Origin of the sequence: Mesorhizobium sp. NZP2298 (genome assembly GCF_013170825.1) — a bacterium.
Classification (GTDB): domain Bacteria; phylum Pseudomonadota; class Alphaproteobacteria; order Rhizobiales; family Rhizobiaceae; genus Mesorhizobium.
On record NZ_CP033365.1, the window covers coordinates 5,594,792 to 5,612,667 of the forward strand.

Here is a 17,876-nt window from a genome sequence, read left to right on the forward strand (position 1 = left end):
ATTGCCAGACAGCTTCCTAGCTTGGCCCCGCCGCTAAGGCTCCCTTATGATCGGAGCGCACAGGCGGGAGGGAGACGAATGACTGGGAAATTGCCGTTCGAAGCATTGTCGGTGGAGACGCTTGCAACGCGCCTCGGCACGAACGAGGCACTGTGCGCGAAGATCGGCAAGGACACGACACAATGGAAGGTCCGCGAAGTCGGCGACGGCAATCTGAACCTGGTGTTCATCGTCGAGGGTGCCGGCGGCGGCGCCATCGTCAAGCAGGCCCTGCCCTATGTCCGGCTGGTCGGCGACAGCTGGCCGCTGCCGCTGAAGCGTTCCTTCTTTGAGTATCACGCGCTGACCCGTCAGGAGGCGCGCGCGCCGGGCTCGGTGCCGGCGATCTATCATTTCGATCAAGGCCAGGCGCTGATCATCATGGAGTATCTGGCGCCCCCACACACCATTCTCAGGCGCGCCCTGATCGACGGGCGCCAATTGCCCAACATTGCCAGGGATATCGGCCTGTTCATGGCTCGGACGCTGTTTCGCGGTTCGGACCTGTCGATGGTGACGAGGGATCGCAAGGCCGATCTGGCGCTGTTCGCCGACAATGTCGACCTCTGCGACATCACCGAGAACCTGGTGTTCTCCGATCCCTATTTCGACGCCAAGTTGAACCGGCATACCTCGCCGCAACTCGACGGTCTGGTTGCGGACCTGCGTGCCGACCGCGACCTCAAGGTCGAGGCGCAACGGCTGAAGCACATCTTCGCCGCCAATGCCGAGACGCTGCTGCATGGCGATTTACATTCCGGCTCGATCATGGTCACCGACAGTGAGACCAGGATGATCGATCCGGAGTTCGCCTTCTACGGGCCGATGGCCTTCGATGTCGGCATGCTGCTCGCCAATTTCTGGATGTCGTTCTTCTCGCAGCGTGGCCACGAGGAGAAAGGCAAGCGCGATGCGATGCGCGCCTATCTGCTTGGGGTCACCGCGGAGACATGGGCGGTGTTCCGCGCCGAGTTCTCGCATTTGTGGCGCAGCGAGCGCACCGGAATGCTCTATCAACAAAGCCTGTTCGAGGATCAGGGCGACAGGCTGGGTGCCGAGCAGGCGCTCGACCATGTGCTGCACCAGATCTGGACCGACCTGCTCGGCTTTGCCGGCATCGAGGTGCACCGTCGCATCCTCGGCCTCGCCCACAATGCCGATTTCGAGACCATCGCCGACAAGGATCTGCGCGCCTCCTGCGAGGCGAAAGCGCTGAAATTCGGCCGTCACATCGCCGTCAACCGGCGGCGGATACACAGCATCGACGAGGTCAACAATCTGGCCGCGCTGATCGAACAGGAGAGCAGCATTTGAACGTCGGCGAGCGCCACTATCGCACCATCTGGCTGAGCGACGACGGACGTTCGGTTGACATTATCGACCAGCGCTGGCTGCCGCATGATTTCCGCATCGAGACGATCGGCACGGTTTCCGGCATCGCCACCGCCATCCGCGACATGTGGGTGCGCGGCGCGCCGCTGATCGGCGTCACCGCCGCCTATGGTGTTGCCCTGCAGATGGCCGACGACCCGTCCGACGAAGCGCTCGATGCCGTATGGGAGACGCTGCACGAGACACGCCCGACGGCGATCAACCTGCGTTGGGCGCTCGACGAGATGCGGCGCTTCCTCAAGCCGCTGCCAAAAGAACAACGCGCCGAAGCCGCCTATCGGCGCGCCAGTGAGATCGCCGACGAGGATGTCGGTCTGAACCGCGCCATTGGCGAGAACGGTCTTGCCGTCATCAAGGCGATCGCGGCACGCAAGCAGCCGGGTGAGACGGTCAACATCCTGACGCATTGCAACGCCGGCTGGCTGGCCACCGTCGATTACGGTACCGCCACCGCGCCGATCTATCTGGCAACCGAAGCCGGCATTCCGGTCCACGTCTATGTCGACGAGACCCGCCCGCGCAACCAGGGCGCCCAGCTGACCGCCTGGGAGATGGCCGGCCACGGCGTGCCACACACACTGATCGTCGACAATGCAGGCGGCCATCTGATGCAGCGCGGCGCGATCGACATGGTCATTGTCGGCACCGACCGGACCACCGCCGACGGCGATGTCTGCAACAAGATCGGCACTTATCTGAAGGCGCTCGCCGCCGCCGATAATGACGTGCCGTTCTATGTCGCGCTGCCCTCGCCGACCATCGACTGGACGGTGCATGACGGGCTCAAGGAAATCCCGATCGAGCAGCGCTCGGCCGACGAGGTCTCGCTGGTATGGGGCAAGACCGCCGGCGGCGAGATCGCCCAGGTGCGCATCTCGCCCGAAGCGACGCCCGCGGCCAATCCAGCCTTCGATGTGACCCCGGCTCGGCTGGTGACCGGGCTGATCACCGAACGCGGCATCGCCAAGGCATCGCGCGAAGGTCTGAAGGCGATGTTCCCCGAACGGGCGTAGAGCCGATGCCAGCTAATACAGCGGCTTGCTCATGTGGTTGGGCGTTGGCCATTGCGTGGTGACGCCGGGCTGCACTGGGCGTTCGAGATAGGTCGACAGCACCACATAGCTGCGGGTCGAGGTGACGCCGGGCGTTTCGTAGAGGCGAGCGAGCAGGCCTTCCAGCGCCCTCGTATCTTCGGTGCGGACCTTCAGCAACATGCAGGTGTCGCCGGCGACGGTGTGGATCTCCTCGACTTCCGGATATTGCGAAACCGCCATCAGTTCCGGGGTCTTGCCCCAGCCCCTGGTGTCGATATGCACGAAGGCCAGCAGTGGCTTCTTCACCGCCTTGGGGTCGATGATCGCGGCTGTGCCGCGAATGGCGCCGCTGCGCCGAAGGCGCTTGACCCGCTCATGCGCGGCTGGCGGCGAAAGCCCGACCCGATCGCCGAGTTCCGCATAACTGACCGTGGCATCGTCGACGAGGACGCCTAATATCTTTCGGTCAATTGCGTCGACATCGCGGGGCGCCGGCGTGTTCCGCGGAATGGTATCTGTTTCTTCATCCATATCGACAATCCCAATTGCCACAGAATTTAATACGGCCATTATGGCCATATGTCGAACAGCAATCAAGCTACAGCCCTGCCAACGGGTGCCAGGCCACCCATCCCGGCCCTCGCCTATCTGTTGACCGGATGCATCGCCGTGATCGGTTCGAATTCATTGGTCCTGGGCCCGATAGCCCCGGCCGTGGCGTCGTCCTTCGCGAGCAGCGTCCCGGCCGTGATGATCGCAGCGGCCGCCTTTGGCCTCGGGACCTCGGCAAGCGCCCTGTTCCTGGCACGCTATATCGACCGGCTCGGCGCTCGCCGGATGCTGCAGGGGGCATTGCTGTTGCTGGCCATAGCCCTGGTTGCCAGCGCGGCCGCACCGATACTGATCATGCTGGTCGCGGCCCAGCTCGTCGCCGGTATTGCCGCCGGCATCGCCATGCCGGCGATCTATGCGAGTTCGGCGGCGATCGCACCGCCCGGCCGCGAAAGCGGGACCATCGGCGTCGTGCTGACCGGATGGACGCTCAGCATGGTGGCCGGCGTTTCGCTCTCGGCCGTGCTTGCCGATCTCGTGCACTGGCGCGCCGTCTTCGCGGCCGTCGCGGTACTGGCAATGCTGGCGCTGACCAGTCTCACGATGACGTCGCTGAGCGGCATCAGGAAGAGCGGCCCGGCCCCGACACCGCTGGCGGCGCTCGGCATTCCCGGCATTGTGCCGCTTCTCATCGCCTGCGCAGCCTTCATGACCGCCTTCTACGGTGTCTATGGCTATCTCGGCGATCACCTTCACAGTGGACTGGGCAAGCCGGTGAGCGCCAATGGCTGGGCAGCCCTTGCCTATGGCATCGGCTTCGGCACGGCTGCTCTCCTCGACGGGGTGATCGATCGCCTGGGCGCTCGCCGCGTCATGCCATTCGCCTATCTTCTTGTCGCCATCGTCTACGTCGCGATCGCCGCAAGCAGCAACAGTTTCGGCCTGACGCTCGCGATGGTGGCGGTGTGGGGGCTTGCCAATCATTTCGGACTGAATGTGCTGGTGATGAGTCTTTCGGCGCTCGATCCCTCACGGCGCGGCACGATCATGGGCCTGAACAGCTCGGTGACCTATCTGGCGGTCTTTGTCGGCACCACCGGTTTCGGGCCGCTCTATTCCAACTTCGGCTTTGCGGTCTGTGCGATGGTTGCGGCACTGCTGATGCTGGTTGCCGCAGCGGCGGCCGCGTGGCGCACGCGATAGAACGCTTCTTTTACGTGATCGCTCCAGTCGACAGAACGCGATTGGCCACCGGCCTGTCGCCCGGTTGACAGTGGCACCCCTGCCCTCCATACAAAGCCCGTTAATGTTCTCAGGGCGGGGTGAAAGTCCCCACCGGCGGTAAGGACTCTCGGTTGTGCATGATTCCTTTCGGCGTCATGCACGGGACCCAAGCCCGCGAGCGCTTTCCAAGACAATTGGAAAGGTCAGCAGATCCGGTGTGATTCCGGAGCCGACGGTTAGAGTCCGGATGAAAGAGGACGAACGGAAAACGGACCGCATCGGCGGGCCGGATTTCGTGTCGTGCGTCCTGATTCTGGTTCGAAACGGAAGGATGGACCCATGAATCAGCATTCCCACAAAGACTACGAAACAACCCGCATCGCCGTCATCAGAGCGCGCTGGCATGCCGATATCGTCGACCAGTGCGTAAGGGCTTTCGAGGCGGAACTCGCCGACATCGGAGGCGACCGCTTCGCCGTCGATGTCTTCGACGTGCCCGGCGCCTACGAGATCCCGCTGCACGCCAAGACCTTGGCCGAGACCGGCCGCTATGCCGCGATCCTCGGCACGGCCTTCGTCGTCAATGGTGGCATCTACCGGCATGAGTTCGTCGCCAGCGCCGTCATCGACGGCATGATGAACGCGCAGCTGTCGACCGGCGTGCCGGTGCTTTCGGCGGTGCTGACGCCGCACAATTATCACGACAGCGCCGAGCATCACCGCTTCTTCTTCGAGCACTTCATCGTCAAGGGCAAGGAAGCGGCCAACGCCTGCGTCCAGATTCTCGCCGCGCGGGAAAAGATCGCGGCATGAAATCTTCCCGGCTGGGTGGAAATCGCGACAACACCCGGTAGTATTTGCGAGAATACCGAGTTCGGGGAGGATGCAGGTGCAGACCAAGAAGATCATCAATGACGGCAACCGCGCCGTCGACGAGATGCTCGACGGGATCCTCGCCGCGCATCCTCGCCACCTCATGAGCGCGGATGGCAGCCCGCGCTCGATCATCGCCCGCGACGGGCCGCGGCCCGGCAAGGTCGGGCTGGTCATCGGCGGCGGCTCCGGCCACGAGCCGACCTTTCTCGGCTTTGTCGGCAAGGGACTGGCGGACGCGGCGGCCATCGGCAATGTCTTTGCCTCGCCACCGCCCGATCCGATCCTCGAATGCGCCAAGGCCGTCAGCGGCGGCGCCGGCGTCCTGTTCATGTACGGCAACTATGCCGGCGACGTGATGAATTTCGACATGGCGGCCGAGATGGCCGCGATGGACGACATCGAGGTGCGCACCGTGCTGACCACCGATGACGTCGCCTCGGCACCGCGCGACCAGCGGCAGAAGCGCCGCGGCGTCGCCGGCAACTTCTTCATCTTCAAGGCGGCCGGTGCCGCCTGCGACCTCATGCTCTCCCTGGACGAGGTCGAGCGCATCGCGCGCAAGGCCAATGACCACACCTTCACCATGGGCGTGGCCCTGTCACCCTGCTCGCTGCCGCAGACAAGGCGGCTGAATTTCGAGATCGGCGCCGACGAAATGGAGATCGGCATGGGCATCCATGGCGAACCCGGCATCGCCCGCGGCAAGCTTGGAAGCGCCGACGAAATCACCGACGAGATGCTGGACAAGATTTTCGCCGAGATGGCGCCGAAGCGCGGCGACAAGGTCGCGGTGCTGGTCAACTCGCTCGGCTCGACGCCGCTGATGGAGCTCTACATCATGAACCGCCGGGTCAAGCAGCGGCTCGACGATATCGGCGTTTCGATCCACGCGACCTGGGTCGGCAATTACTGCACGTCGCTGGAAATGGCCGGCGCCTCGGTGACGCTTTTTCATCTCGACGAGGAATTGCAGACCATGCTCGACCACCCCTGCGACTGCGCCATGTTCCGTGCCGGCTGACGAAAGAGCGTTCTCGTGACCATCGATGCCGCCGACCTGAAAAGAATGTTCGATACGATCGCGGTGGCGATCGAGACCGACACGGACAGGCTCTGCCAGCTTGACGGCGTCATTGGCGACGCCGACCACGGCATTGCCATGGCGCTCGGCTTCAACGCCGTGTGCGATGCGCTGGCCTCGCTCGACCTTGCGGCGATCGAGCCGACGGCGCTGCTCAACACGGCGGCGAAATCGTTCCTGAATGCCGTCGGTGCTTCCTCGGGCCCGCTCTATGCGACAGCCTTCATGCGCGCCGCCGCCGCCGCCAAGGGCAAGGCGACGCTGGCGGAGGCGGATTTCATCGCCCTGTTCCAGGCCATGGCGCAAGGCATCAAGGATCGCGGCAAGGCGGAGCCGGGCGAGAAGACGATGGTCGATGCCTGGCAGCCGGCGGCGGAAGCCGCCGCCGCGGCCAATCTTGCCGGCAAGAACTTGGCCGAGAGCCTCGGGGCAGCACTTGCCGCCGCCGAGTCTGGTGCTGAAGCGACCAAGAACATGATCGCCGCCAAGGGCCGCTCCTCCAGGCTTGGCCAGCGATCGCTCGGGCATATCGACCCGGGCGCCGCATCGGCCGTTACAGTGATCGGCGCGATACGCAAGAGCCTGACATCGACCCTATAGTTTCAGATCGAAGCTGACCTTGAAGGCATGTCCCTGGGCATCCTTCGCGATCTGGCCGGAATAGGATGCGCCGAGCTTGGCATTGGACGACAGGAGAACGTCGAACCCGGCTTCGACCGCCAGCGCATCCCGGGCGATCGGCACGCCGGAAATGGTAAAGGATGCTCCGGTGTTGAAGGCCAGATCGGAGGTCGGACCGACGTTGCCATACGCGTGTTGCCAGCCCAGCATGCCGTGCAGGGCGGCCTTGGTCACCCCCGTGTCGAACTGGGTCGAAGCGCGAACGCCAAATGTCGAGAAGGTGTTTTCCGTCGTCGTCTTCTGTGCCGTCAGCGCCGAAGTCGTGCCGCCGGTCTCGGCGAAACCGTCGGTCTTCAGATTGACATAGGCGAGATTGGCGAAGGGTTCGAAGGCATTGCGTCCGATATCGAAGCGATAGGCCAGTTCGCTGAAAGCCTGCGCCGTCGCGGCATTGTAGTCGGCGGAGAGCTGTTCGCTGAAGGCGGGGAAGACCACGTTGCGCCTGGTCTCGATGTCATGCCAGCCATAGATCGCGCCGGCGCGGAACCCGAACTGTCCCAGTTGCGTGCCGGCATAGACACCGAGATTGTAGTTGTCGCTCGAACCGGATGAAGCCCGGTCGGTGACATCGAACCTCGAATGGCTGTAACCGCCGAGCACGCCGAGCCGCCAGCTTCCGACCGGTGCGTCGGCGCCGCCGATGAATCCTGTCGTGTTGCGGCCGAATGCAGCGGCATCGCCGGAGCCGTTCGTATCGCCAGTCATTGCAAGTGCCTGGCTCCAGATCACGATGCCATCGGCATTGGCGGGCGCGGCGCGCACGCCGTCGGTGTCGATGCTGGCGGTCGTCAAAACCGGTGTGGAAACCCCATCGAAGGCGGCGCGAATTCGGCTGTTCGCGGCGTCCCGTGCGAAACGGCTGTCCTCAACAAGAGCGCCGCTGATGTCGGCGTGGATCTCTCCGGAAAGCGCGTTTCCATAGGGACGCAGATAGCGATAGAAACCGACCGCCTCCACGGTGGGGTCGCTCTCCAGCGCTTCCCGATTGAGGATGTACATCGACCAACCGTCCTTCGTCTGGTTGAAGGAAAGCCCTTCGACTTCCTGTTCGCGGCCGATGTTCAGATTGCCCAGATTCTCGACTTCGCCGGTCTTGAGGTTCGCCCGGTAGATGATCTTCTGGTCATTGTCGGTCGAAAAATACATCCAGCCGTCCAGAAGCTTGCCGCCCTGTGCCTGGTCGATGGTGTGCGTCAGCGGGATGTATTCCTTGAAGCTCCAGTCCGACAGATTGTAGACCGCTATCTCCGTCGCGTTCTCATAGGCCATGCCGTAGCCGAGGCCGTTCTTGGCATCGACGGCCACCCAACTGGCAATATCATGGATGCCATGGGGCGGATTGAGCGAAAATGCCTGACCGGTGAAGCTCAGGTCACTCGCGCGATACACCGCGAAAACCGGGTTTTCGTATTTGCCCCCGGTGACTGGGTCGCGCTGGCTCGAGTCCAGTGAAATATAGAGAAGCCCGTCGGCATAATCGATATCGCCGATGTGGTTCAGCCCGATATCGGAATATTGGGACGGAAGCTTGAGAACATTGGGAATGGCGGGCGAGACAGTCAGGGACGGATTATAGTTCCTGTCCGTGCGCTCGAGAATATTGGTGCCGGAGAAATACCAGTTCGTGCCGTCCGTCGTCACGCCCTGTTGCTTCGAGGATATCGCGTCGCCGGTGAAGGTCGTCTTCTCGACCATGATCCAGGGCTCGACGGCAAACGCCGGCACCGATGTCATGGCGAGCGCACTGGACAGAACGATGCAGGAGGCTATGGTTTTCGGAAGACAGACCGTCCCCTTGAGGGCGGCTCTGCTGGCGTGATCGATCATCTTGGAAGACATTTCTGACGCGTTCCTGTTGGTGTTTGTAATCGACGGTTCGACGCGCACGACATCGACCAACGACGGTGGCGGCCGCCGGCGATGGCAAGACACGAGGTTTTGTGGCTCTTCGGGTGCTATCTGCGCTGTGGTTCGTCGATCGCTCTGGCGGAGAGTTCAACGATGTGCTCACTAGGGCGGGTACGTGACAATCGTATGAATAATGGGAATAGTATGAAGAATTCAGCCCCTCTCTCTCGGGCGTCCCGGATGACGTCGCGCATGGCCGGCTCGTCGCATTCCGGTCTTCACGGCAGACTGCTCAATGAAATCGGCCTCAGCATCGTGCGCGGCGAACTGATTCCCGGTGACCAGTTGCCGAATGGCGACGATTGGAGCGCCTCCTATGGCGCGAGCCGCACGGGCCTGCGTGAAGTCGTCAAGGTTCTGGCTGGCAAGGGCATGGTGGAAATGCGCCCCCGGACCGGGACCAGGGTGCGCCCGCGCAAGGATTGGAACTTTCTCGATCCGGATGTGCTCTTGTGGCGTTTCGGCTCGAGAACGACAGCAGAGGAGGCGCGTTCCCTGTTCGAGCTGCGCCGCGCGATCGAACCGACAGCCGGGGCCTTGGCGGCGCAGCGCGCCAGCCCGGAGCAGATCGCCGATTTGCGGGCAATCCTCGAAGAGATGGAACAGGCCGGTGATGACGGCGAACGTTTCGCTGTGCCGGATCTGGCTTTCCACCAGGCGATCCTGCACATGTCGGGCAACGAGTTGATCGGTTCGCTCGCCGCTTTGATCGAGACCGCGCTGGTGATCAGCTTCCGGCTTTCGGACGACAACCCAGCCGGTCAGCGCCATTCGCTCAGCCTGCATCGGCAGATTGTCGAGAGCATCGAAAAGCGCGACTCGGCAGCCACCAGCAAGGTGCTGATCGACCTGCTGGACGGAGCGGAAGAGGATGTGCGGCGTTCCCTCGCTGCCAGGCTCGGCAGACAGAAGTAGGCCGGCATCGCAGCATGCTCAGCGCGGAACCAAGCCCGCCCAGCTATGCCGCGGGCCTGCGGCTCATGCAGGCTTCACCGCGTCGAGCCTGTTGATCGCCTCGACATTGCCGGCCGAGGGACCTTTGTCGTCGAATTCCGACGCCAGCCACGTATCGACGATCGCCTTGGCCAATTCCGGGCCGATGACGCGGGCGCCCATGGTGATGATCTGCGCGTTGTTGGATTTCGCGGCCCGCTCGGCCGAATAGGTATCGTGGGTGAGTGCGGCGCGGATGCCCGGCACCTTGTTGGCCGAGATCGACACGCCGATGCCAGTGCCGCAGAACAGGATACCGCGCTCGTTCTCGCCATCGATGATGGTCTGGGCGAGTTTTTGCGAGAGGTCGGCATAGTAGCCGGCCTGGCTGAGATCACTGACCGTCAGGCCGGATTTGGTGGCAAGGTGTGCGGCGATGACATCGAGCAGCGGCTTGCCGGCGCTGTCGGCTCCAATGGCTATTTTCATGGTTTTCCCTTTCGTGTTTGGATGATTTCAGATCGCCGCCGAAGCACGGCCTAGGATGTCGATGTAGCCATCCGCCTGCCAGGCGGAGCGGCCGATGAAGAGGCCATCGATATTGGGCTGACCGATCAGCTCGGCGGCATTGCCGGGATTGACGCTGCCGCCATAGAGGACCGGCGGCACGGACGGCAGCAGACCGCCGGCGACCTTCTTGATCAACGCCTGCTGCTTGTCGGCATAGTCGGAGCTGGCCGGAATGCCCTTGTCGCCGATCGCCCAGACAGGCTCATAGGCGAACAGGATTTTTGTGCCCTTCGCCTGACCTTCGAGATATTGCAGCGCCCCCTCGACCTGGGCGCTCAACACGGCATCGGCCTTGCCGCCTTCGCGCTCGGCCAACGTCTCGCCGACACAGATCAGCGGTATCAATCCGTGCTTCACGGCGGCGGCCGTCTTCAGGCCGACGGTGCGGTCGGTCTCGCCGAAATGCTCGCGCCGTTCGCTGTGGCCGAGCTCGACCAGATCGAGCCCGCAATCCATCAGCATCAGCGGCGAGATCTCGCCGGTCCAGGCGCCGGCATCGGCCCAATGCATGTTCTGAGCACCGACCTTGACGCGCGTCGACGACAGCGCCCGCTTGACCTCGCGCACCGCCGTGAAAGGCGGGATCACGAAAGGCTGGATGCGGTCATCGAAGTCTGGGATGAAACCGGCCAGGCGCTGAGCGAAAGCCATCGCCTCGGCGAGCGTCTTGTTCATCTTCCAGCTTGTACCGACCCAGTAAACCACGCGTACTGCTCCTTATTTTGTCCAGCGATCAGCGCCCGTCTTCGGGATCATGATCCCTTGTCGATCACCGTCAGCGACACGCCAGCGACATCCAGCGCGGCGCGCATCGCCGGCTCGGGCGCCCGGCCCGTAAAGACCGTGTCGAAGGCGCTGAGATCGGTGAGGAAGTGGAGCGCCGTGCGGCCGAACTTGCCGTGATCGACCAGCAGATATTTGCGGGTCGCCGCCGCCATCATCAGCCGCTTGGCCTGCACCACCTCCTGGTCCTGGTGGAACGCGGAAGCGCCATGGATGGCCGAGGATGACAGGAAGGCAACGTCGGCGCGCAGCGATTTGAGCGACGCCTCAGCCAGCAGGCCGAAGAAGCCGTGAAACTTCTTGCTGTACTGGCCGCCGAGCGCGATCAGGCTGATGCCACCTGCGCCGGCCAGATCCTGGATAACGGCCAGATTGTTGGTGATCACGGTCAGCGGCCGCAGATCGGCGAGATGCCGCGCAATGCCGCCCGCCGTCGAGCCATCGTCGATGATCACGGTCTGGCCGGGCTCGATCATGCCCACAGCGGCAGCCGCCAAGCGCTGCTTTTCCTCGGTCGCCTGCTTCTGACGGTAGCGGAAATCGCTTTCGAACAGACCGCTCGGCTGGATCGAGGCGCCGCCGCGCACCTTGCGCAAGAACCCGCTTTCCTCGAGCTCGTCGAGGTCGCGGTGCACGGTCATCTTGGAGACGCCAAAGAGCAAAGCCAGGTCGTCGACGCCGGCCTGACCGGCGTCCATCAGAAACTCCATGATGCCTTGACGCCTGATATCGCTCTTCATTGCCGCTGACCGCCAACGCCGAAGCGTGGCTCCCTGACCGGACCCAAACGATAACAGATATCGTCGCAAAAGTAGCAAATATTTTGTGATAATGGGACGATTTCTTGGGATATTCCGCTTGCCCTGATCGCGGCCCTGTAACAAGAATTGCAGCTGGGACGACCGGTTACGGTTGCGGTTGGGCCGAAATCCGGCCAGAAGCATCGGTGGGCTGGACGATGCGCGGACAGTCCGCAACCACAGGTTCGAAACCAGATACGGGAGACTATTCGTTGGCTCGCATCACACTGAGACAATTGCTCGATCACGCCGCCGAACACGGCTATGGCGTGCCGGCCTTCAACATGAACAACATGGAACAAGGCCTCGCCATCATGGAGGCGGCGGAAGAGACCAAATCGCCTGTCATCCTGCAGGCAAGCCGCGGTGCGCGCGCCTATGCCAATGACGTGGTGCTGGCCAAGCTGATCGACGCGCTGGTCGAAATCCACCCCGATATCCCGGTCTGCATGCATCTCGACCATGGCAACAACGAAGCCACCTGCGTCACCGCGATCCAGTACGGCTTCACCTCGGTGATGATGGACGGCTCACTCAAGGAGGACGGCAAGTCGCCGGCCGACTACGCCTATAATTCGGGCATCACCAAACGCGTCGTCGACATGGCGCATTGGGGCGGCGTCTCTGTCGAAGGCGAGATCGGCGTGCTGGGCTCACTGGAGAGCGGCGGCGGCGAGCAGGAGGACGGCCACGGCGTCGAAGGCGCGATCAGCCACGACCAGCTTCTGACCGATCCGGAGCAGGCGGTGCAGTTCGTCAAGGACACCCATGTCGATGCGTTGGCGGTGGCCATGGGCACCAGCCACGGCGCCTACAAATTCTCGCGCAAGCCGGACGGCGCGGTGCTGGCGATGAACGTCATCGAGGAGATCCACCGCCGCCTGCCGAACATGCATCTGGTCATGCACGGCTCTTCCTCCGTGCCGGAGGAGTTGCAGGAGATCATCAACAAATATGGCGGCCAGATGAAGCCGACCTGGGGCGTGCCGGTCGAGGAGATCCAGCGCGGCATCAAGCACGGCGTGCGCAAGATCAACATCGACACCGACAACCGCATGGCGCTGACCGGCGCGATCCGCAAGGTGCTGACGGAAAACCCGAGCGAGTTCGACCCACGCAAATATCTGACGCCGGCAATGGCGGCGATGCGCAAGCTCTGCAAGGAGCGGTTCGAGCAGTTCGGCACCGCAGGCAACGCGCCGAAGATCAAGCCGCTGCCGGTCTCGGAAATGGCCAAGCGCTACAAATCGGGCAGCCTCGACCCGAAATTCGGCTGAGTCCCGCCGACCGAAAATCTGGCTGCATCTTCGGGCAGGAGCCGCACAGGCTGCTGCCCGATCTCTATTCGGCCCTTGGCAAAAGGCTGGGCCTGCCTGTCTCGATGAACGGCGCCCAATAGTCGACGGACTCGCGGATCATGGCGACCACCTGATGGTCGACCGGCTCACGCTCACGGAACGACAGTTCGAGGCAAATCTCGTTGTCGGTGCCACCGCCGCGGCGCACCGTCTCCAGCAGCTTTTCCGGCGTGATACGGCCGTCCCTGTTGTAGGCTGATGTGAACGGCCAATGGCCGCCCTTGTTCATCGACGACTGCTTGATGTGGATGATCGGCGACTTCCTGGGAAAGGCCCCGGCCCAGGCATAGGGATCGATGTCGGCCGGATTGCTTGAGGTGACGTCGCCGTGGTCAATGTCGACCATCATCTCCAGCGGAATGGCCATGCCGGCGGCGTCGATCGCGCTCTGCAGCATCCGGCAGTTCTCGATGGTGTGGCCGAACTCGCGGCCGACCGACATCGGCTCCCAGAACAGGTAGCTCAGTCCGGCCGCACGGGCGTGCTCGGCCACCTCGCGCCAGCAGTCCAGCGCGATGTCGAACAACCGCGCGCGACGCTCGGGGTCGTCAAAGTCGCGATGGGTGAAGATGGCGAACTGCGTGCCCATGCCGCTGGCGCCAAGTTCGGCCGAGATGTCTGCGAACGTCTTGAACCAGTCGACATAGTAGCGGCGCACATCCGCGTCGGGATGGCCGAAATGATTGAGCCGGCCGTAAGGACCGGTCATACCGGAGGTGATACGCACGCCGGTGCGGGAGAGTGCACCGCGAAACAGGCGGACGAATTTGACGATCGTCGCCGCCGGCCAGCCCGGATTGACGAATTCATGCGTGAGTTGCACGTCCCTGATGCCAATGCCGTAGGCGATGGTGTCGATCAGATCAGCCGGATCGGCAAAGCGGTTGACCAGCGGATTGGTGTTGAGGGAGAGCGTGAAGGCCAAGGCCGCTATCCCTCCCGGCGCAACGGCGCGATTGTGGAGCGGAATGCCGTCATTGCAGCGTCGCCCCCTCGCAGTTGAGTTGCTGGCGGTATTTTTCAGCGTCCCAGTTCAACAGTTCGGCATTCTCCTTCGGACTGAGATAGTTGACGCGCGCCGCGCTATCGACGCGGGCGACGACGTCGGCCAGGCAACGCGCCATCGCTTCGGCACCGGCATTGGCATCCCGGCGCATCAGCACGCCCTTGCCGGGAAAGAGGATGGACGTCGGCGCGGCCGCAGTGCGGGCGACGGTCGCCGCCGCGTTCTCGCCGGGACCGGCGATCACCGAGCCGACGCCGAGAAAGATGACATGATCCGGATAGAGGCTGCCGGAAGCGGCGATGCGGCAACTGGCGAGATCGGTCGCGACGGCATGCGCGGCGGCCGAGGCCGGCAACCGGTAGTCGCTGCCGGCAGCAAGCCTCAGCAGTGCATCGAGATCGGGGGCTGGAGCCGGCCGTCGCGGCCGCGCGAGCAGCCCGGTCACCCGTTGTAGAAGCAACGCCGCTTCGGCTACCGTGTCGGCAGCGACCACCAGCCCATGATTGCCAAGCACGAGCACGTTGGTCGCAGGCTTCAGCCGCTCGGCGATCCCTTGCGCCAGCGGCAAGCCAGGCCGGCGGTAGGGGACGAAAGCCCAATCGAGGCCACGCAGGCGCTCCTCCAGCAGGGCTTCGGCATTGGCCTGTACGGCGATCGAGATCGTCTCGACGCAATGGACGTGGACGACGATCTTCTGCGGCAGCAAAGCATGCACCGTCGTCTCGATGGAGGGCCGCAGTTGGCGAGGATTGAGGTCCGCCAGCGTGAACTGCCCAGCCACCTCCGCCGCCGGGCTGCGATGCGCCACTGCATCGAGCAGTGGCGCCAGCGCGACCGGCACCATGATCTCATCGTCGCGCGCGTTCTTCAGCCATGTGCCTGAGGCTTTGATCCACAGCACGCCGGCCTGCTTGATGGAGGTGTTGCCGCCAGCGCCCTGGACCAGCAGCGGATCGGCGCCGATACTGGCCGACAAGGAGCGCAGCATGCGGAATTCGGTGGTGCCGGTATCGACGGGATGGACCATCAGCCTGCCTTCGCCAGCCGGTTCACGCACCAGTGCTCGAAAGCCGCCCTCTCCTCGGCGGACAAATGCAGGCCATGCTTGGTGCGCCGCTGCAGGATATCGGCCGACGTCAAAGCCCACTCCCGGTCGAAGAGATAATTGGCCTCGCGCTCAAAGAAGTCCCTGCCGAAGCAGCGCCCGAGTTCATCGATCGAACGGGCCGCGCCAACCAAAGCCCGTGTCCTGGTGCCGTAGAGCCGACCATAATGCTTGAGCAGCGATGCCGGCATCCATGGATACTCATCTCCGAGATCGCCGAGAAACTGTTCGAAATCGGCATTGGCGATGTCACCGCCGGGCAGATGCGCCTTCGCGGTCCACGGCTTGCCCATTTTGGGAAAGAACGGAGCGATCCTGTCCAGCGCATGCTCGGCCAGTTTGCGGAAGGTGGTGATCTTGCCGCCGAAGACGGAGAGCAGCGGCGCCTGCCCGTCCGGTGCGTCGAGCTCGAAAATGTAATCGCGGGTGACGGCGCTGGGATTGTCGGCATTGTCGTCGTAGAGCGGCCTGACGCCGGAGAACGAATAGACGACATCGCCGCGCGCGAGTCCGCGCTTGAAATAGCGGTTGACCACCCTGATCAGGTAGTCAATCTCACTCCCATCCGCCGCCACATCCTCAGGCCGGCCATCATAGGGAATGTCGGTGGTGCCGATCAGGGCGAGATCGTTCTGATAGGGGTTGATGAAGATCACACGCTTGTCGCTGTTCTGGATGAGATAGGCCTGACGCCCCTCCCAGAATTTCGGCACGACGATGTGGCTGCCCTTGACCAGGCGGACATTGCGCCTGGAGTTCTGGCCAGCAACGCGGTTGACTATGTCATTGACCCAGGGGCCGGCGGCATTGATCAGCGCGCGGGCTCGAACCATCGTCCTGATGCCCGTCCTGCCGTCCTGCATCTCGACAACCCACAGCCCGTTCTCGCGGCGGGCGGCGGTGCAGGCGGTTCGGGTGAAAACCCTGGCGCCGCGCTCGGCGGCGTCGAGCGCGTTGATGATGACGAGGCGGGCGTCGTCGACCCAGCAATCGGAATACTCGAAGCCGCGCCGGAAGGCGTCCTTGATCGGCGCGCCTTCGGGCGCGGTGCGCAGGTTGAGCGTGCGGGTCGCCGGCAGCCGCTTGCGGCCGCCGAGATGGTCGTAGAGGAACAGGCCGAGCCGCACCAGCCAGGCTGGCCGGTCGTCCGGGCTGTGCGGCAGCACGAAGCGCATCGGCCAGATGATGTGCGGCGCCGATTCCAGGAGCACCTCGCGCTCGATCAGCGCTTCGCGCACCAGGCGGAATTCGTAATATTCGAGATAGCGCAAGCCGCCATGGACGAGCTTGCCCGAGCGCGAGCTGGTGCCTTCGGCGAGATCGTCCTTTTCGCACAGGATGACGGAAAGGCCTCGGCCGGCGGCATCACGCGCAATGCCGGCGCCGTTGATACCGCCGCCGATGACGAAGAGGTCGACGATTTCAGTGCCACCGATCATGCCGCCATGGCCTCGATGCCGATTTGATGCGTCATGGCCGTTGCCTCAGCATGGATTGACCGGAGGCAGGCCGGCGAGGTAGCGGCGCACCTCTTCGGCGGCCTGTTCGGCGGCATAGGTGACGGTGCGCACCGAGGCGCCGGCGATATGCGGCGTCAGCGTCACAGTGGGAAGCTGCAGCAAAGGCCAGTCCGATGGAACCGGTTCGACCGCGAACGTCTCCAGCATGGCGCTGGCGATCTGGCCCGAAACCAGCGCCTCGTAGAGCGCGTCATAGTCGACCAGGGGCCCGCGCGCGGTGTTGACGAAGATCACACCAGGCTTCATCCGCGCGATGGTGTCCTTGCCGATCAGGCCGCGCGTCTCCTCGGTCACCCGCGAATGCAGCGTGACCACATCTGAGCGGGAGAGGAGATCGTCAAGCGCGACGAGTTCGACGCCGGCATTGCGGTCCTCGGCGCTCAACTGCACATAGGGGTCGCTGACCAGGACGTGACAGCCGAAGGCTCGCAGCAGGCGCACCACCTTGGTGCCGATATTGCCGTAGCCGACGACGCCGACGGTCATTTCGTTGAGTTCGCGACCGGTGCGGTCAGCGCGGTAGAGATCGCCGCGCCAGTCGCCCTTGCGCAAGGCCTCGTGGCCGACCCGGATCAGCCGCGTCTCGGCCAGGATGGCACCAATGGTGAACTCGGCCACTGCGGTCGCGTTGCGGCCAGGCACATTGACGACGGTGATGCCGTGCGCCTTGGCCGCCGTCATGTCGATGTTGATCGGGCCGCCGCGCGAAACCGCGACCAGCTTGAGACCCGGCATGCGACGCATCATGCCCTCCGACAGGGGCGCCAACTGGGTGACAAGGATTTCGGCATCGCCGATGAAATCGACGACCTCGTCGGGGTGGCCGAAATACTCCTTGATCTTGTCGAGGCCGAGCGCCGGATTGCCGAACTCCATCGGCTCGTCGGGCCAGGCCGTCTGCAATGTCCTGATATCGAGGTCGCCGCTCGCGACCTTCTCGATTTTGGCGCGAAACACCTCCGGAAGCATGAAGTTGTCGCCAATGATCGCTATTCTCTTACGCATACTCGATTT

Annotated in this window: 17 protein-coding genes and 1 riboswitch; of the genes, 8 read left to right on the forward strand and 9 right to left on the reverse strand. The window is 63.5% G+C overall.

The features are described from left to right. The first annotated feature begins 78 nt into the window (after positions 1–78). Both mtnK and mtnA read left to right on the forward strand, forming a co-directional pair. Positions 79–1,353, forward strand: coding sequence for an S-methyl-5-thioribose kinase (gene mtnK, locus EB231_RS27095; RefSeq protein ID WP_172351507.1), 1,275 nt, complete (start codon positions 79–81; stop codon positions 1,351–1,353). Continuing rightward, entirely contained in the window at positions 1,350–2,444 is a 1,095-nt protein-coding gene (mtnA, locus tag EB231_RS27100) for an S-methyl-5-thioribose-1-phosphate isomerase (protein WP_172351508.1), read from the forward strand. Before mtnK ends, mtnA begins: the two co-directional genes overlap by 4 nt. A 12-nt stretch (positions 2,445–2,456) precedes the next feature. On the opposite strand, the gene EB231_RS27105 is transcribed toward mtnA, so the two are convergent. Then, positions 2,457–2,996 (reverse strand): Lrp/AsnC family transcriptional regulator, encoded by a 540-nt coding sequence (locus tag EB231_RS27105; protein ID WP_056564366.1) that lies wholly within the window; start codon positions 2,994–2,996, stop codon positions 2,457–2,459. 48 nt (positions 2,997–3,044) lie between these two features. On the opposite strand from EB231_RS27105, the gene EB231_RS27110 reads away from it, so the two are divergent. The 4 genes from EB231_RS27110 (at position 3,045) to dhaL (ending at position 6,798) form a co-directional block, all read left to right on the forward strand. Then, entirely contained in the window at positions 3,045–4,220 is a 1,176-nt protein-coding gene (locus EB231_RS27110) for an MFS transporter (protein ID WP_172351509.1), read from the forward strand. 101 nt (positions 4,221–4,321) lie between these two features. Next, positions 4,322–4,504: riboswitch (FMN riboswitch) on the forward strand. 76 nt (positions 4,505–4,580) lie between these two features. After that, on the forward strand, positions 4,581–5,054 hold the full coding sequence (locus EB231_RS27115; protein ID WP_172351510.1) for a 6,7-dimethyl-8-ribityllumazine synthase: 474 nt from the start codon (positions 4,581–4,583) through the stop codon (positions 5,052–5,054). Positions 5,055–5,124: 70 nt separating this feature from the next. Next, entirely contained in the window at positions 5,125–6,138 is a 1,014-nt protein-coding gene (locus EB231_RS27120) for a dihydroxyacetone kinase subunit DhaK (protein ID WP_172351511.1), read from the forward strand. 15 nt (positions 6,139–6,153) lie between these two features. Continuing rightward, positions 6,154–6,798: a dihydroxyacetone kinase subunit DhaL gene (gene dhaL / locus EB231_RS27125; protein WP_172351512.1), complete on the forward strand. Its 645-nt coding sequence runs from the start codon at positions 6,154–6,156 to the stop codon at positions 6,796–6,798. Here the strand turns inward: dhaL and EB231_RS27130 are convergent. Next, positions 6,793–8,718: an autotransporter outer membrane beta-barrel domain-containing protein gene (locus tag EB231_RS27130; RefSeq protein WP_172351513.1), complete on the reverse strand. Its 1,926-nt coding sequence runs from the start codon at positions 8,716–8,718 to the stop codon at positions 6,793–6,795. The genes dhaL and EB231_RS27130 overlap by 6 nt on opposite strands. Before the next feature lie 81 nt (positions 8,719–8,799). Between EB231_RS27130 and EB231_RS27135 the strand changes: the two genes are divergently transcribed. After that, complete coding sequence (locus tag EB231_RS27135; RefSeq protein WP_246740725.1) at positions 8,800–9,702, forward strand: FadR/GntR family transcriptional regulator; 903 nt, start codon at positions 8,800–8,802, stop codon at positions 9,700–9,702. A 63-nt stretch (positions 9,703–9,765) separates the two neighbouring features. Here the strand turns inward: EB231_RS27135 and derI are convergent, their stop codons facing one another. The 3 genes from derI to EB231_RS27150 form a co-directional block, all read right to left on the reverse strand. Beyond that, entirely contained in the window at positions 9,766–10,209 is a 444-nt protein-coding gene (gene derI, locus EB231_RS27140) for a D-erythrulose-4-phosphate isomerase (protein ID WP_172351514.1), read from the reverse strand. Positions 10,210–10,236: 27 nt separating this feature from the next. Further along, the gene (locus EB231_RS27145) at positions 10,237–10,965 is read right to left on the reverse strand and encodes a triose-phosphate isomerase (RefSeq protein ID WP_246741034.1); all 729 of its coding nucleotides are present in this window, start codon (positions 10,963–10,965) and stop codon (positions 10,237–10,239) included. A gap of 77 nt (positions 10,966–11,042) precedes the next feature. Continuing rightward, positions 11,043–11,813: a DeoR/GlpR family DNA-binding transcription regulator gene (locus tag EB231_RS27150; RefSeq protein WP_172351516.1), complete on the reverse strand. Its 771-nt coding sequence runs from the start codon at positions 11,811–11,813 to the stop codon at positions 11,043–11,045. Positions 11,814–12,085: 272 nt separating this feature from the next. On the opposite strand from EB231_RS27150, the gene fba reads away from it, so the two are divergent. Continuing rightward, positions 12,086–13,150, forward strand: coding sequence for a class II fructose-bisphosphate aldolase (gene fba, locus EB231_RS27155; RefSeq protein ID WP_172351517.1), 1,065 nt, complete (start codon positions 12,086–12,088; stop codon positions 13,148–13,150). 64 nt (positions 13,151–13,214) lie between these two features. Here the strand turns inward: fba and EB231_RS27160 are convergent, their stop codons facing one another. From EB231_RS27160 to EB231_RS27175, 4 genes are read right to left on the reverse strand one after another with little or no spacing between them, the layout of a single operon-like run. After that, positions 13,215–14,156 (reverse strand): sugar phosphate isomerase/epimerase family protein, encoded by a 942-nt coding sequence (locus tag EB231_RS27160; RefSeq protein ID WP_172351518.1) that lies wholly within the window; start codon positions 14,154–14,156, stop codon positions 13,215–13,217. Between the two features lie 49 nt (positions 14,157–14,205). Beyond that, positions 14,206–15,294 carry a class II aldolase/adducin family protein gene (locus tag EB231_RS27165; RefSeq protein WP_246740726.1) on the reverse strand — a complete coding sequence of 363 codons (1,089 nt, stop codon included), beginning with the start codon at positions 15,292–15,294 and terminating at the stop codon, positions 14,206–14,208. Beyond that, entirely contained in the window at positions 15,264–16,781 is a 1,518-nt protein-coding gene (locus EB231_RS27170) for a glycerol-3-phosphate dehydrogenase (RefSeq protein ID WP_172351519.1), read from the reverse strand. The genes EB231_RS27165 and EB231_RS27170 overlap by 31 nt, the downstream gene beginning before the upstream one ends. A gap of 45 nt (positions 16,782–16,826) precedes the next feature. Beyond that, positions 16,827–17,867, reverse strand: a complete 1,041-nt coding sequence (locus tag EB231_RS27175) for a 2-hydroxyacid dehydrogenase (protein WP_172351520.1) — start codon at positions 17,865–17,867, stop codon at positions 16,827–16,829. Positions 17,868–17,876: the final 9 nt, after the last annotated feature.